General features: G+C 37.3%; 14 protein-coding genes. 5 read left to right on the top strand and 9 right to left on the bottom strand.

The window, feature by feature from the left end; translation table 11 throughout:
* From K8S13_RS08720 to K8S13_RS08710, 3 genes are all read left to right on the top strand, one after another.
* A partial coding sequence (locus tag K8S13_RS08720) for a pyridoxal-phosphate dependent enzyme (protein ID WP_291461992.1) occupies positions 1-1083 on the top strand: 1083 nt, incomplete at its 5' end.
* Between the two features lie 3 nt (positions 1084-1086).
* Positions 1087-2553 carry a hypothetical protein gene (locus K8S13_RS08715; protein WP_291461990.1) on the top strand — a complete coding sequence of 489 codons (1467 nt, stop codon included), beginning with the start codon at positions 1087-1089 and terminating at the stop codon, positions 2551-2553.
* Between the two features lie 12 nt (positions 2554-2565).
* Entirely contained in the window at positions 2566-3321 is a 756-nt protein-coding gene (locus K8S13_RS08710; protein ID WP_291461989.1) for a tetratricopeptide repeat protein, read from the top strand.
* Here K8S13_RS08710 and K8S13_RS08705 read toward each other — a convergent pair.
* Genes K8S13_RS08705 through pilM form a run of 5 tightly spaced genes read right to left on the bottom strand, consistent with a single transcriptional unit; the run spans position 3318 to position 8648 of the window.
* Entirely contained in the window at positions 3318-5654 is a 2337-nt protein-coding gene (locus K8S13_RS08705; RefSeq protein WP_291461988.1) for a type IV pilus secretin PilQ, read from the bottom strand. The genes K8S13_RS08710 and K8S13_RS08705 overlap by 4 nt on opposite strands.
* Position 5655: 1 nt before the next feature.
* Positions 5656-6402: a pilus assembly protein PilP gene (locus K8S13_RS08700; RefSeq protein WP_291461987.1), complete on the bottom strand. Its 747-nt coding sequence runs from the start codon at positions 6400-6402 to the stop codon at positions 5656-5658.
* Complete coding sequence (locus K8S13_RS08695) at positions 6347-7009, bottom strand: type 4a pilus biogenesis protein PilO (RefSeq protein WP_291461986.1); 663 nt, start codon at positions 7007-7009, stop codon at positions 6347-6349. Before K8S13_RS08695 ends, K8S13_RS08700 begins: the two co-directional genes overlap by 56 nt.
* Positions 7010-7017: 8 nt before the next feature.
* Positions 7018-7593 carry a PilN domain-containing protein gene (locus K8S13_RS08690; protein ID WP_291461985.1) on the bottom strand — a complete coding sequence of 192 codons (576 nt, stop codon included), beginning with the start codon at positions 7591-7593 and terminating at the stop codon, positions 7018-7020.
* Positions 7590-8648 (bottom strand): type IV pilus assembly protein PilM, encoded by a 1059-nt coding sequence (gene pilM, locus K8S13_RS08685; protein WP_291461983.1) that lies wholly within the window; start codon positions 8646-8648, stop codon positions 7590-7592. The genes K8S13_RS08690 and pilM overlap by 4 nt, the downstream gene beginning before the upstream one ends.
* Positions 8649-8851: 203 nt before the next feature.
* Between pilM and K8S13_RS08680 the strand changes: the two genes are divergently transcribed.
* Together K8S13_RS08680 and K8S13_RS08675 are read left to right on the top strand one after the other, a co-directional pair.
* A complete protein-coding gene (locus K8S13_RS08680) occupies positions 8852-10276 on the top strand; it encodes an ATP-binding protein (RefSeq protein WP_291461982.1) in 1425 nt (474 codons plus the stop codon).
* A gap of 4 nt (positions 10277-10280) precedes the next feature.
* Positions 10281-11651 carry a sigma-54 dependent transcriptional regulator gene (locus K8S13_RS08675; RefSeq protein ID WP_291461981.1) on the top strand — a complete coding sequence of 457 codons (1371 nt, stop codon included), beginning with the start codon at positions 10281-10283 and terminating at the stop codon, positions 11649-11651.
* Positions 11652-12041: 390 nt separating this feature from the next.
* Here K8S13_RS08675 and K8S13_RS08670 read toward each other — a convergent pair whose 3' ends face one another.
* From K8S13_RS08670 to K8S13_RS08655, 4 genes are read right to left on the bottom strand one after another with little or no spacing between them, the layout of a single operon-like run.
* Complete coding sequence (locus K8S13_RS08670) at positions 12042-12731, bottom strand: tetratricopeptide repeat protein (RefSeq protein WP_291461980.1); 690 nt, start codon at positions 12729-12731, stop codon at positions 12042-12044.
* A 39-nt stretch (positions 12732-12770) separates the two neighbouring features.
* Positions 12771-13229, bottom strand: coding sequence for an SH3 domain-containing protein (locus K8S13_RS08665; protein WP_291461979.1), 459 nt, complete (start codon positions 13227-13229; stop codon positions 12771-12773).
* A gap of 23 nt (positions 13230-13252) precedes the next feature.
* The gene (gene feoB, locus K8S13_RS08660) at positions 13253-15430 is read right to left on the bottom strand and encodes a ferrous iron transport protein B (protein WP_291461977.1); all 2178 of its coding nucleotides are present in this window, start codon (positions 15428-15430) and stop codon (positions 13253-13255) included.
* 1 nt (position 15431) lies between these two features.
* Complete coding sequence (locus K8S13_RS08655) at positions 15432-16406, bottom strand: FeoA domain-containing protein (protein WP_291461975.1); 975 nt, start codon at positions 16404-16406, stop codon at positions 15432-15434.
* Between the last annotated feature and the right edge of the window lie 275 nt (positions 16407-16681).

Genomic DNA, 16681 nt, shown 5'->3' with positions numbered 1-16681 from the left:
CGGGGTATGGCCAGTGCAATGTCAAGTATCAAATATCTTATTGACCAGAACCTTGTGTCCAATGTGATTGCGGTCTGCGCATCTACTGGTGACACCTCTGCTGCTGCTGCTCTCTATGCATCTTACCTGGGTCCTTTAATCAAGTCTGCTGTTCTTTTACCCCATAAAAAGGTAACCTCTCAACAGCTGTCACAGCCGTTAGGAAGCGGTGCACACGTTTTTGAAATTCCGGGTGTTTTTGATGACTGCATGAAAATTGTGGAACATCTTTCAACCCAATATTCAGTTGCGCTCTTAAATTCAAAAAATGCATGGCGAATTCTTGGCCAGGAATCATATTCATATGAAATTGCCCAGGATTTTGAATGGGACATGAAAGATAAAGTGGTCGTTGTTCCCATTGGAAATGCCGGCAATATTTCAGCCATAATGAACGGGTTTATTAAATTTTATGAGGCTAATATTATTGATTGCCTGCCCAAAATCATTGGTGTTCAGTCAGAACATGCTGACCCTGTCTATCAATACTATCTTGAACCCGATGAAACCAAAAGAAAATTTGTACCCGTGGACACAAAGCCAAGTGTTGCCCAGGCAGCAATGATCGGCAACCCTGTTTCTATGCCCCGGGTCGTACAGGTTGCAAAGAAATATAATGCACTTGCCGGCCAACGGCATGTATTCTTTGTTCAAGTAACAGAGCAGGCTATCATGGATTGGCAGCTTATTGCCAATAAAAACGGACATATTGCATGTACCCAGGGAGGAGAAAGCCTTGCAGGGCTTGTACAGGCGGTTAAACAAAACATTATTACAAATAAAGAAACTGCCATACTTAACGCAACAGCACATGCCATTAAATTTTCAGAATTTCAGGATCTGTATTTTAAATCAGAAATACCTGAAGACTATAAAATTGATCCTGACCCGGACAATATCAACCGGCCGTCCTTAATACTGCCTGATGATCCAAATATAATTCCATCACAAAAAAAACGACTGAAAGAAAAAGATTTCCAAAAGTTTGTAAAAGATATTTCCGATAAAATAGCTGAAAGGTTGAATTTAACACTATCTTTATAATTTATGAAAAAACTTATTTTTTTTAAAATATTCATTTTCACTGTTTTAGCACTCTATGCTTATGTTGCACCCCCCTTTTTATCCCATTCTAAAGCCAATGGTGTTAAGACTTCTTATAAACGATATTCAATTTTTAAATATGAAAATGAGGATGTCCTTTGTGAACCTTATATCGTCAACAAAGATGACTGGCTATATAAAATTTTCAGAAAAAAAGGAGAAATATCTGAAAAAGACTTTCCCCATTTCATCATAATATTTAAAGAAATCAATCCCCAAATCAGTAACATTGATGCGATTGAACCGGGTATTCATATCCTTATTCCGCTAAAAAATGTAAAACAAGGGGATTATGATGAGACTTCATCGGGTAATGTTGATATCCCCGTAATTGAGTTTTCAACGATCCGGGAAAATCTGGATCTGAAACCTTTCATACAGGAACATAAGATTAAAAAAGGGGACACTATTTCAACTTTGATTGATAAGGATTTTTTAAAAAAGGGGGGGGGCATATCGGAAGAAGGGCTAAAAGCGTTTCAGTTAGCAAATCCTAATATAAAAAATATCAATATTATTTTTGAAGGTTCTGATATTTACTTACCTGATCCTTCGATAAAATCCCAGCCATGGTTCAAGTCTCTTTTATCAGGAAAACCAAATGAAAAAGAAAAAAAAGAACAGGCGGTTAAACAATACAAAATTGAAGCTTATAAACTGACACAACTAAAAAAATATTCCTCACTTATTGGCGGAACCCTTTTAAGTAGTGGCAAAATGTACTTTCCAGGGGAAAACAATTCAAGTCGGGTTCTCGATTTATCATCAACTCCAATTATTGAAACCGAGGACGGTTCCAAAATACTGATTATATCAGGTGAGAATGTGAACGATGAATTACTTGAATATGTACAAACCTATTGGAAGGACTTAAAAACTCAATTAATATCGGAAACCATTGATAAGGTTAAAAATAAAAGTAAACCGGCACCAAAAAAAAATATAACCACAGAATATAAAAAAATTATTGAAACTCTCCTGTCCCAGACAGGTTATGACTATATCCCAAATGCAAAAATACCTTTTATGCTCAATAATATTAATCTTGAGGCATCCTTTGGCCGAGTTTTAAGAAAAGACACGACAGACCTGTTGATCAATTTTGGCAATGTTTATGGAACCGCTCTAGAGGTCCTTGAAAAAAGAGAATTTGAGATTATTTCAATAACATCCAAATTAACCCCACTTGAACTGACCAAAAAATTATTCACCCATCTTGGGTATGCAACCTGGGTGAATCCTTCTTTTTCCACCGGTGAAGCAGTCGAAAGTATTAATGGCCTTTATGCTGTCAAAGAGAAGGACAAAGTGTTTATTCCTTTTAAACCATTAAGCGACACTGCCATTGATTATCTAAAAAAAGAAAATATAAAAATCTTATCTACAAAAAATTTGATCTACATTCAATAAAGGATAAGCTATATGAAAAATCTTATTTACCTGTTTGTTGCCCTTCTTTTTCTAATATCATGCGCATCTAAAGATACAGACATGGGAAATAAAAAAGAGATCGCCGTTGCAGCTCAGGGGCGTGGAGAGGGATACTATAATAGTGGCCAATATACTGCTGCATTAAAACAGCTTCTTGAAGCTTACAAAACCATTCCCAATGACCCCTATCTGAATAACAGCCTTGGTCTTGTTTATATGGCAAAGAACAGAGATGATCTTGCGGAAACCCATTTTAAAAAGGCATTAAATCTTAAACCAGATTATATTCAAGCAAAAAATCACCTTGGCGCAACATATCTCAGGCAAAAAAAATGGAAGTCTGCAATTCAATGCTTTGAGGATATTTCCGAGAATCTTTTATACGCCACCCCTGAAATGCCTTTGTCAAATCTTGGATGGGTATATTTTTATCAAGCAATGTATGGGAAAGCCAAAACATACTTTGAAAGGTCCCTGGAAATCAGACCCAATTTTTTATTCGCTGTTCATGGCCTTGCGTCAATATATATTAAAACAGCACGATATACCATAGCAAAAAATTTTCTTCATCATGCCCTGGTAAAAAATCCGGGAGCTGCCATTCTTCATTCTGATCTGGCAAAAGTTTATGAGGCATTAAACGATTTTAATAAAGCCAAAAAATCCTGGGAGGTTGTACTGAAACTTGTTCCTGAAACATCGCCCCTGGCAAGGGAAGCAGAAAAAAGACTTTTTGAACTCAATTAATCTTCTGTTGTAAATACATTTCTTTTCTGGTCCAACTGAACAATCGCAGGCGTAATAAAGATTAAGAGCTCATTTCTTTTTTCCTTATCAATCTCTGTTCTAAAAAGCCTGCCTAAAATAGGAATTCCGGAAAGGAAAGGAGTTCCTGTGCTGCTATCAGTCGTCGATGTTTTTACTATTCCGCCAATAACGATGGTATCATTATTGTTCACTAAAAGCTCAGTCTCCGCTTCATTGGTTGAAAGAGACGGAACTCCGTTGGTAATAGAGTCAATATCATTTTTTGTTAAATAAATAGTCATTGAAATTCTTTTATCCGGTGTGACATGGGGAGTTACTCCCAATAATAAATCAATATTTTTAAATTTAACAGATGATCCACCGGAATCATCCCGCTCAAGATACGCATATTCAAGGCCTTGTTTTATTTTTGCTTTTTTATTGTCCAATGTAAGAATCCTGGGAGAAGAAACAACTTTTACGTCTCCTTTTATTTCTGATGCTGCTATCTGTGCATTTAAATTTAAAAAATTAGAGCCTAAAATTCTATAAAAATTAAAAGAGCCTGCATTGACTGGCGCAGCAACCGGGTGATTCAAAGCGATAGTAAAGTCCTCATCGTATCCTACATGGGGAGTTTGAGTCTCTTGAAAAGATAAACCAAGCCCAAGTTCACGTGAAAAATTCTTTGAAACCTCAACTACTTTTGCTTCAATCATAATTTGCGGGGTAACTTTATCCAATCGAAAAATAATTTCCTGGGCCTGATCAATTTTAGTCTGGATATCTGTGATAATGATCATATTGGTTCGTTTATCGACAGTAATCTTACCCCTGCCTTTAGTGAGAATTTGATCTATATGAGGTTTTATATCTGCCTCTGCATCTGAATAGTTTATAGGAATGTACTCTGTAATCAATGGTTCAAAACTCTTTTTCTGCTCTAAAGATTTTTTTCTGGCAGCAATGGTTTCCTGTAACAATTTTTCTTCTTTTTTAATTGTGTTCAGGGTTGCAATCCTGATAACATTTCCTTCTTTTTTCATTCCAAGGTTATTCATCTTTAATACAAGGTCAAGCACCTGATCCCAGGGGACCGGATCTTCAAGGGTTAAGGTCACCTTTCCCTCGACATTCTTATCAATGGCAAAGTTAAGTTTTCCCACGCTTCTGAGTATCCTGAAGACATTCTTAATATCAGTTTCATAAAAATCCAGCTTGATTTTCTCACCCGTATATTTTTTCTGCTTCCCGAAAATCATTTCTTCAAGAGTTTTCTTTTTATCAATAGACGCGTTTGCCTCTCCAAGCTCCCCTGACAGTCCTGTTTTCTCTTTGTCGGCCTCAATGGTTTGAGTTTGAGGCCCACTGATTACTTTTTTTGTGGCTTTAGTGAATACAGGTGGTTCTATCCTAGACGGCTCAAAAAATATTGAAATAGTATTTTGATCCCGAATAATCCTATAGGGTACCTGATCCCTTATTTTAATCTCAATTTTAGAGTTCTTTTTTTGTCCTGGAACCTGTATCGGCATTAAGCTTTCGACTGCAGATTTAAAATAATAAGTTAAGAGTGGCCGTTTATGGTAATCCGGGATAATTGTATTATACAAATTTAAATACAATTTATCATTATTACCCTGAGTGATATCATACTTTACAGGGTGGTTTGTTTGAACAACAATGTCGGATTTTCCATCCTCCATTGTATTAAACTCAATATTGGTCATTGTCGCTGTTTTATCCGAAATGATAATATTCTCTTCAGACACAACGATTTGTGCTTTTTTCTTAACAACTATAGGCAATGGTTCAGGTATTTGATTAATGGCTGTTTTTTCCTTCTCCATGCTTTCAAAGAGCACCAATTTCAATGTATTATCATTTTCACTCACTTCATAATTAAGATCCTCTTTTAACAAGATCTCAACTTTTACGATTGTCTTCTCTTCATCAGCATACTTTACAACCAGATCACCAATACTTTTATTTTCAGGCAGGGTTGTTTTTAAACCATCGGCAATTGTAGTTTCCGGAAGATATATGGCAATTCCAAAAGGAAATGATTGTTTTATTGAAGTATAGACTAACTTTTGATTTCCGTGAATTTCGATCTCAATAACCTGATCCTGCAGGTCAACGCTGACAGCACTTATCTGTCTGTCACTCTGAACAACAGCACTTTTCTCTGATATTTCCTGGTCCATCTGCATTTGTTCGCCGGTTTGAACGGTTTCAGTTTTTTGGGAAACACAGCCAACAATGAATACAACCAAAAGAAAACTAAATATTTTAACCGTATTATTTATTCTTTTCATTTGAAAAAAAGGCATATTACTCCTCATTATCAATTTTATGTAGTTTTATTTCCTGAATTTGCTCTTCGAGCCTTCCTTTATAATCCCTAACAAGCTCCTTAATCACAATACTGCTATCTTTAATTTCTGATACTTTCCCCTGGTTTCTACCGATATAAGTGCCAATACCAACCTCATAGCCTTTTCCACTAGCCTCCTCTACCATTGCAATCCTTTTATTTTTCATAATAATAACCGCAACCAGGCGAATTTGGCTTAGCTCAATTTTTTCAAGAGGGGTTAGAATTCTTTTGGGTCCCTCATCAACAACAGGCCTGGTTTCTTCCGGTTTGTCCTGAATTAGCGGTTTGAACGGATCAATTTTGCCTTGGGAATCATAATGTTCTTTCTTCTGGGCATCTGGCTTTTGTTCTGAAACCTGATGAACGCTTTCTACTACAGCTTTTACCTTGGGTTCTACTTTGGGCATTTGGTCATTTTTTGAATTTAACTTACCCTTTTTATCATCTTTTTGGGTTTTATCATCTTTTTGAGGCTTATTCTGGACAACAGGCAGGGATATTTTACCTGAGACTTCATCGGGTGCTGATTTTTTTGTTGCACGTGGCTGATCCTCACATGCAACGATCAAAAAGATAAAACCGACTGCAACTATTAATAAAATTATCTTTGACTTAGACATCATTATGAATTCTTTTTTTCTATCCCTATTTCTTTTTTCTTTTTCGTTTATTTTTATCTTTTGGTTCTTTTTTTTCAACAAACATATAGGTAACCGCCTTACAGCTCATTTCTATTATTTTACCACCTTTTTTACTTTTCACATCAACATTATTGATATTCACGATCCTGTTAAGCCTTATAATTTGAAAGAAAAAATCCGTAATCTGATGATATCGTCCTACCACCTTTATGGAAACAGGAAGTACTTTATAAAACTCTTTATTTATTTCTTTTCCCGGCTGAAACAGGTGAAATGCCAGCCCTGCATCACTTCCTGCTTTGGAGATACCTGTCAATAACGATGGAAGTTCGCGTTTATCAGGAAGCGCTCTCATTGCCACGTTAAACTCCTCCTGAGCCTTGACCATCAATTTTTCATATTTTAAAATCTCGGCTGCTCTTTTCTTGTAAGTTGAAAGTTTCTTTACCTGGGTCTGGTATTTTCTTTGGAGTTTTTTTAATTCATCATGCTTTGGCATAAAAACAAAGTAATAATAGGCACCGCCAATTACAGCGAAAGTTACAAGGCAGATAAGCAGGCGCTGTACTTTTGTAAGGACTCCGACTTTTTCAAAAAAGCGGCCCAGCTTTTCTTTTATTTCATTAGTTCTGCGCGTGACCTTTAGGTTGCTTTTTTCCTTGCTCATTTCTTGCCTTATTTTGAATCCTTATTTTTCTCTTTTTTTAATTTTTCTTTTCTACAAAGTAACTCAAATGATTTTAACACAAGACCATCTTTGAATTTTTTCATTTTTGCTGTTTTCAAATCAACCTTACTAAAAAGTGATGATTTTTCAAGATTTTCCATAAAATCGGCAATTGTAGGGTTATCAAATGCAATCCCTTTGATTGTAACCGTATTTTCATCTGTTTTAAAACTTACAAGCCACATTCGCCCGGGAACAATAAGGTCTGTCATACCATCAAACAAAATCAGCTGTTTGTCTCTTTGTTTTTGCAACGAAGATACAATTTCAAGTTTCTCTTTAAGGATCTTCAGATCTTTTTTTATTTTAGCTACCCGATCTGCCTTTTCTTTATATTTTAAAATTTGAGAATTTACCTGTTTTGTTTTTTCTTTTACTTCTAAAATTTGGTTATTAACGGCCCGTGTATACCATACAAGCACTACTGCTGTTAAAAGAATCAACAATAAAAAGATAGATATCTGTCTTCTAATATTCTCTTTTTTTCTAGCAACTCTAAATGGTAACAGATTAATTCTTATCATTTATCATCTACTCTTCGTAATGCAAGCCCAATAGCTATCGGTGCCAAGGGGGCCGCCTTGGTTATAAAAGAGTCAGGAAATTTCTTTTCATCTACAATAAAAGCTTCAAACGGATTCATTATTGACACATCTGCGTCAAGCTCAGATAAAAGATAGTCTTTAAATCCTTCAATAAAAACACCGCCACCACTCAATATAATTTTTTCAACTTTCTCATCATTGGCACCGGTTTGATAAGTATTCACCACTTCACAAATCTCAGAACTCCATGACTGTGCGAGTTTCAAACTTATTTCCCGAATTTTATCCTGACTGACAATATCATCTGCCTCACCATTCACTGCTTCTTGTGCTTCATCTATAGTGACATCGAATTGACTTACGATCTCTTCTAAAATCTGATTTGTTCCTGACACATTATCTCTCATCATTAACGATGAATTCGCCTTCAATACATTCAAAGAAGTTTTTGACGCCCCGACATCAATCAACAAGGTTGTTTTTTCCCGGGCTTCATATGGAATTATTTCATAGGTATTTTGAAGCGCAAAGGTATCAACATCAATTATTTGGGGATTAAGTCCGGCCAGACGGATCAAATCGATATACTCAGCCACCAGATCTTTTTTGACCGCAACCAGGAGCACGTTTATCTGATCAGGAGAAAACTCACTTTCTCCCAGGACTTGATAATCAATATTAACATCATCAATATCATAGGGGATATATTGTTCCGCTTCAGAATATATTGTATCATGAAGCTCTTTCTCAAGATTGGTTGATGCAGTAATTGTTTTAATGACGACCGAATGACCACCTGTCGAAATTGCAACATTTTTCTCCCGGATTTTCTGGGACTTAAAAAGAATACGGATATCATTAGCAAGGCTTTCCATATCGACAACCCTGCCTTCAACAATGGTACCCGGTGCAATTGGAGCCATACCAAATTTATGCAGGACAAGCCCTTTCCCGGTTACTTTGAGTTCAGCAACCTTAATAAACGAAGAGCCGATATCCAGACCTACAAGGTGATCTTTTTTCCCAAATATCATATACTTTCACAAAAATTAAGGTGAAAACCAATACCACTTGGGTCCATACAAAAAAACAATTTTTATATTGATCTGTAGTATCAATATTACTATACTTTGATCCGATATTGCTGTAAAGTCAAGCACTATCATTCTTTTGCCTAAATAAACAGCAAAAGACAGAAAGGATTATCAATCTTAAAAACAAAAAAATTGTGAAATAAATGTTACAAAAATCAGGTAAATTACAGGGTACCAAACCATTCAGGCTGGTTAAATTTTTCACATTTTCATCCCTTGTGATTATGTTTACAGCAACGATTATCATCTCAGCTTTAAATGCACACTGGGTAAGAAATATTCTTCTGGAAAAAAGTGAAGAATACGCTTCCGTCCTTGTTGAAAACCTCAACCACCAGATCATTTCCAGATTCATGCTCCCTGTACTAATACGATATGGAGAGATCAGGCTACGGGAAAAAGAACAATTCCTTCTGATGGATACGGTGGTCCGATCCACCCTGCATAGCTTTAATGTCGATATGGTGACGATTTATGATGAAAAAAATATCATCTCCTATAGCTTTGATCAGGAAAAAATAGGGCAGGAAAATGCCGGTGGCGTTCATTATGAAAAAGCAATGAAGAAAGAAGCAACCTCAAGGCTTTTACAACAGGGCAGTTTTCTGGAACTGCTGTTCTGGTTCCCCCAGGAAACAAAAATCATCACTTTTGCACCCTTAAGGGCTGAAAAACAGATATCACCCGCCTGGGCAGGGCCTGTACTGGGTGTTGTTGAAATTGTTCGGGATGTTTCCGATGATTATAAAAAAGTGGTTAACCTCCAAGCCCTTACTGTTGGCTCCTGTTTTATTGTCATGGGGATACTTTTTTTAGTACTTTTATTTGTCGTTAGGCATGGAGAAAAAATCATAGAACGAAGAGCTGAAGAAAGACTTAAGCTTGAAGAAAAACTGCGGCAGGCCGAACATTTGTCAGCCATTGGTGAAATGACAGCCGGGATATCACATGAAATCAGAAATCCACTTGGAATTATAAAAAGCAGTGCTCAATTATTGAAAAAAAAGATGGAAAAACTGGATGCCAAAAGCGGCATCCCCGATATTATTGTCGAAGAGTCCGGCAGACTTGATAATATTATTACGGATTTCCTCGATGTTGCCAGCCCTAAAATCCCGGATCTTCATCCCTGTCGGGTTGAGGATATTATTGAAAAAAACATCGACTATCTTACCCCCCAGATAAAAGATAATAATCTCAACATTATCAAAGAAATATCAGGACATTTGCCTGAAGTATTGGCTGACAATGCCATGCTCTATCAAGCGTTTTTAAATATTTTGATCAATGCATTTCAGGCCTTGAAAAACAATGGTTGCATTACCATAAAAATCAAATATGATTCCGGCAGTATTGTTATTAATTTCATTGATAATGGGGAAGGAATCAGAAAAGAAATTTTAAAAAAAATATGGACACCATTTTTCACTACAAAGGATACCGGGACAGGATTAGGTCTTGGTATTGTAAAAAATATGATTGAAGCCCATAGTGGAACAATTACAATCACTAATATGGAACCAAAGGGCGCAAACGTCGAGATTACACTTCCGGTTCAGGAGACTTAACTGCATGGAAAATATTCTGATTGTTGATGATGAAAAAAACTATCCCATGATAATAGGAGAACTCCTTCAGGAAGAAGGATATACATCCTTAACAGCTTCCAGTGGAATGGAAGCATTGGATATTTTAAATAATGAACTCATAGACCTGGTTTTGACCGATGTAAAAATGCCCGGGATGAGCGGCATCCAATTACTTGAAAAAATTAAAGAAATCAATCCTGACATCCCTGTCATCATCATGACCGCTCACGGCAGTGTTGAAAAAGCTGTGGATGCAATGCACAAGGGTGCATACACATTCATTCTTAAGCCTTTTGAGAATCAGGCACTTATTGCACACATTGCCAAGGCTATCTCGGTCTACAGGATTGTTCAGGAAAACAGCATTCTCAGGGATGCCATCAGCTCAAGATACAGCTTTGATAATATTATTGGAAAAAGCAAACCCATGCAGGAGATCTATGAAATTATCAAAAAAGTGGCGCCTTCAAATGCCAGCTTTCTTGTTGAAGGTGAAAGCGGCACGGGAAAAGAGCTGGTTGCAAAATCAATCCATTATAACAGTCTAAGAAAAAATAAGCCCCTGGTCATAGTAAACTGCTCTGCATTTGCTGAAACACTTTTGGAAAGTGAGCTGTTTGGTCATGAAAAAGGGGCTTTCACAGGGGCAATCACTATGAAAAAAGGTCGGTTTGAAATCTCAGACCAAGGGACCCTCTTTCTTGATGAAATAGGTGAACTGCCCATATCCCTACAGGTAAAATTATTAAGGGTTCTCCAGGAGAAAACAATTGAACGGGTTGGGGGTACACTGTCTATCCCTATTGACTTTCGCCTTATTGCAGCCACCAACAAAAATCTTGAAGAGGAGGTGGAAAATGGGCGTTTCAGAGAAGACCTCTATTACAGGCTCAATGTTGTCAAAGCGGTTATCCCGCCTCTTCGAGAGCGAGCCGAAGATATTCCTTTGTTAATCAAACATTTTATTGACAAGTATACCAATGGGCAGCACTCTGCCAGCAATGTATCCGAAATCAGCCCGGAAACTGTCAAAATTTTATGTGATTATCAATGGAAAGGCAATGTAAGGGAACTTGAAAACATGATAGAACGCTGTGTCATTCTCTGTAGCGGCAATATAATCACCCCATCCGATCTTCCTTTACAGGTCAGACAAAATATGTCTTCCACGCTCGATCTGGATGGGATACCAGAGGGTGTGGGCCTTGCAGAGACTTTAGCAGCTGTCGAGAAAAGAATGATACAAAGAGCAATGAAACTTTCAGGAAATGTGCAAACAAAGGCAGCTCAACTTCTGGGAATAGGAAAAAGCGGTTTAAACCAGAAACTAAAAAAATTTCACCTTGATAAGTAGATAATCGGGCAAATAGACTGTTTGGCAAATAGTTTAAAAAATAGACGGTTCAAAATTTTAAACCCCTTTGAAATTCACCATTTTTAGCTATACTTTTAAACACTTAAAAATAAAATCTATTAAATCATAAAAAAATAAATTCAAAATCTTGAACTCAATTATTCTTTTTCAATTAAACTGTGATAGAAAAAGAGTCCTTGATTCCTATCAACCGAAAAAAGAAGGATAATTTCAGATAGTTAAAAAAATTTAAAAAATAAGGATAATTTTATAGATTATGGCAGGAAAATTGCAGTATTATTTTCATACTAACAGAATGTTAGTTTTTTCATCTTTTTTTCCTTTTCTTAAAAAGGCTGCTAAACCGCTAGCAGCCTTTTTAAGTTTATATCACTTTATTTCATCAATTTTACTTTTGGCAATTGGCTTGTACATTGAACCTTCATATTCCGCCACAATTTTCTCATACAATTTTTTGCTTCCAACTGTATTGTCAGCGGCTTCATCCAACATGGCCAAAGCAAACCTTGCTTCATCCTTTAAAAGGTCGATTTTCCCTTTCTCGATTTGAAGAAAATACTTCTCTGCATCTTCAAACTCTTTTCTGGCAAGGCTTACATGCCCCAATGACGCCAGGAGAAAATTTTCCATCAAAGCTTCATTTTTAAATATCTCAAGGGATTCTTTATAATATTGATAACTTTGGTCAAATTTTGAGGCGTCATAACATATTTTGGCAAATCTAACCTTAGCCAGCTTACCCGCAGTTGTATTGGTATAATCCGTAAAAATGATTTGAAAATCATTTTTGGTTTCAAGATAACCTTTGTCGGGATCATTGGCTTCTGCATATTTTGTTAATACCTGACTGACAAGTATACCGGCATTATTTTCAGCTTTTTGAAAGCTATACATAATCCCTGCGAAAACCACTGCTACCAAAACAATAGCACCCGCAATCAGGATCAATTGTTTTTTATATTCTTTAACATATGTGATTGCCTTTAAAAGATTTTCCTGAAAAGGATCTAATTCTTCAAGTTCCTTTTTCCGTTCATTTGAGACTCTCTGCTCTGACATTCTTCCATTCCACCTTAAAAATATATTAATAAATAATCATTACCAAACAAGTGTTTTATAAATCCAGCCGACATCTCCGTCAGCATGCTCAATGTTAATCCAGTTACCTTTTCGCGTAAGCACCTTAAACGGCACACCCTTTTCAACGGTAAACACAACTGGACTGTTAGTGCCCGGGCCGGATCGGACATTACATTTGTCTTTCATCGTGATCACACCCGCTATCTTGCCTAAAAGGGATTTATGAAGCCAGGCCTCATCATTTTCAAAATCCTTTATTTTATACCAGTTGCCTTTTTTTTTAACAATTGTAACAGGATGATATTGCTCTACCTGCCACAATACATCGTATTTCGTTCCAGGACCTGACCGCATATTGGCTATGCCGGACTTAACAGAAAGTCTTTCCTGGGCAAAAACCAAGCCCGGCAAAATCAATAAAACTGCCATAACAGCCAGCATAGCTTTAATTACGACTTCTATATTCAAACGCTTCATAAAAAGCCTCCGTATTATTTATCCTAACTTAAGCCTAACATTATTCCCGTCCGGTATACCAGAAAAGACATGCCCCATGCAACCATAGTTGTATATATTAAATTAAATCCGGCCCACTTTGCAGACGTCTCTCTGTAAATAGTTACAACGGTTGCAAAACAAGGTACATATAATAGAACAAACACCATCATTGACAGCGCAGAAAGAGCTGTCATGCCTGATTTTTTAAGCGCTTTTTCAAGCGCCTCACCCTCACCCTCGTCGGTGCCAACACCATATAACACACCCATTGTACTGACAACAACCTCTTTGGCAACAAAACCTGTAACAAGTGCGACACTTGCCCGCCACCCTATTCCAATGGGTTTAAATATCGGTTCCAGTCCTTTTCCGATTTTACCGATATAAGAATTAGACACCCGTTCCTGTTCTTTTCTGTTTTCAATATCCTTAAGTTCTAAACTTAATTGCCGGTTTAATTCTTCTGCCTCTTGAGCCGCAGCCGTTGCGATCATCTGGGAATAATCAGCTTTTAGTGCATTGATCTTTTCATCATAATCCACAGAATAGGCGATGGATCTTGGAAAACTTGAAAGCGCCCATATAATAATTGAACCAATAAGAATAACTCCACCCATTTTTTTTAAAAACATTTTACTTCTGTCCCACATATGGATCAGAAGACTTTTTAACATCGGCATTCTGTATGGCGGCAATTCCATAATAAACGGGGCTTCTTCCCCTTTAAAAAAAACAGTCCTTAAAAATCTGCCGGATAAAATAGCAACGATAATACCTGTGAAATACAAACCGAAGATAACGGTACCAGCCTTTTCGGCAAAAAAACTGCCGGCCAGTACAATATAGACCGGAAGCCTTGCCGAACAGGACATGAATGGTGTCATCATAATCGTTAAAATCCGGTCTTTATTGCTCTCCAATGTACGCGTGGCCATAATCGCAGGCACAGTACAGCCAAAGCCCATCAGCATAGGAATGAAAGATTTTCCGTGAAGCCCTGATGTATGCATCACCCTATCCATTAAAAAAGCAGCCCTTGCCATATACCCGGTATCCTCAAAAAGAGCAATGCAGAAAAACAGGATGAGAATATTGGGAAGGAAAATGATAACACTGCCGATTCCCGCGATGACACCGTCTAATAGAAGATCTTTTAACATGGATGAAGGCAAAATTTTATCAAGACTGCCCGAAAGCGCTGAAACTGCCATGTCTATCCACTCCATAGGATATGCCCCAATGGAAAATGACAATTGAAACATGGCCCAGATAAAAAAAAGGAATACAGGTATCCCGAAAAATCTGTCCGTGAGTACAAGATCAATATTTCGTGACATATCAATGCTTTTTCTGGCAAGATTGGTCACTGTTTCTTTTACAATACCTGCAATAACCCCATACCGGTCATCGGTCAGGACAATCTCGAAATCATCTTCAAACAAATCATAAATTCTTTTGCGACACGCCTGGGATATCTGAAAAATCCTCTCTGATGCCTGGTCTGAAAGATCCTGAAATTTCCTTTTAACGATTTTATCATCTTCAAGAATTTTAATAGCATTCCATCTAAGAATACCATCGATATTCATTTCGCTTTGGATAATCCCGGTTTCAACCCTTGAAATACACCCTTCAATCTCCTGACAATATCTGATGTCCCGGCTTTCTTTGCCTTCACTAAACCGGCTGACTTCCTCGATAGCGGCCTCAACAAGATTATCAATCCCTTTATTTTTATTTCCAATGGTAAAGACAACGGGCAATCCTAACAATTGGGATAATTTTTTTTCATTAATCTTTATCCCTTTTGCCTCTGCAACATCTGCCATATTCAGTACAAATAAAGCAGGCCGACCCAGTTCAAGGATTTGAATGGCCAAAAAAAGGCTTCTTTCAAGATTAGAGGCATCAATAATATTAACAACAATATCCGGATTTTCATTTAAAATGAAATCCCTTGCCGTGATTTCTTCAATTGAAAATGGGGTAAGACTATAGGTACCCGGGAGATCAACAATCTTCAAGTCATAGTCTTTATGCCTTAACTTTCCTTCCTTTTTCTCCACAGTGACACCCGGCCAGTTTCCTACTTTCTGTCTGGCTCCGGTGAGGTTATTAAATATGGTTGTCTTGCCGCTGTTGGGGTTTCCTGCAAGGGCAATGGTCAGTTTCTCAGTCATATTACCTTTTTTTAAATTTTACGTTTTCAACAAAAATATTTGCCGCCTCATGAACCCGAAGTGATATATGGTATCCTTTGATAACCAATTCAAGGGGATCTTGCAGGGGTGCATATTTTTCGACATATATGGTTGATCCCCTGTTAATACCCATTTCAAGCAGTCTGCGCCTTAAAACACCTTCTCCTGTAACCTTTCGAATCACTCCCTCCTGACCGGTTTTCATTTGACTGAGCAACAGGGGTGCTCGAGAGATATCCTTGGATTTCTGGTGAGTATCATGACTTTGTATTTTTACCCGATCAAAGGGCTGAACCCTAATTTTTTCAGCCATGCCCTTGCCCAGAACCAACCGGTTTTCTCCCACTGCAATCACTACCTGACCGCCAAACCCAGCAGAAACAATTTCAATTAAATCCCCAATTTTAAGCCCCATTGAAGAAATCCGAAGCTGCATATTTCTACCGGCGTCAAACTCTTTTACAATCAGCTTTTCTCCTTGTTTCGCCTTGTGAAGCGGAACAAGTGTCGTGCGACCTTCCATGCACTTGGAGCAAATACCATATATTTCCATTTTATGCTGAAGCATATGGAACCCATAAGCATCCGCAAGCTTAAGCTGTTGTTTTTCTATGGCCTCATCCTTAAATTCCAATACGTTGCCGCATTTTATGCAGACCATATGATCATGATGTAATCCAAGGTGTCTGTGCTCATATTGGGTTTCTTTGTCACCAAACTCTATTTTACTTGCAAATCCGAACCGGCACAATAGCTCCATGCTGTTTAATACAAACCCTTCATCAAGCTCGACCCTATCCTCTTTAAGCTGTTCCTGGATATCTTTGATAGTTACATGATGCTCTAGTTTTAAAAAAGCTTCCAAAACCTGAAACCTGAGGCTAAACCGGTCAACACTCTGTTGTTGAAACAATCTTCTAAACTGTTTTTTTTCTTGCTCATGCGTATTGTTCATTGCTTTTATCCCTTAAAAATAACGTTCTAAGATATTATAGCTGATAGTTTATGTCAAGCAAATGACAGCCTATTTTACAGGGCTACCGCATATAAATTGAAAAATAAATATAGCCAAAGATATTTGAAATTTTTAAAGAAATACATGGTCAATACCCGTTCCGGTCTGCTTACCTTACACTCGCTAGTGCCTGAACGATTTTTTAAAGTTTTAAAAGGCCTTCCATTTAACGGCGGAAACTGCGGGCAAGTTTGTCCTCAAACATTCCGCCGTTT

It is taken from the genome of Desulfobacula sp., assembly GCF_021107415.1.
Note: the sequence above shows the minus strand (reverse complement) of the source record. Positions and strands in the feature narration are given on the sequence as shown.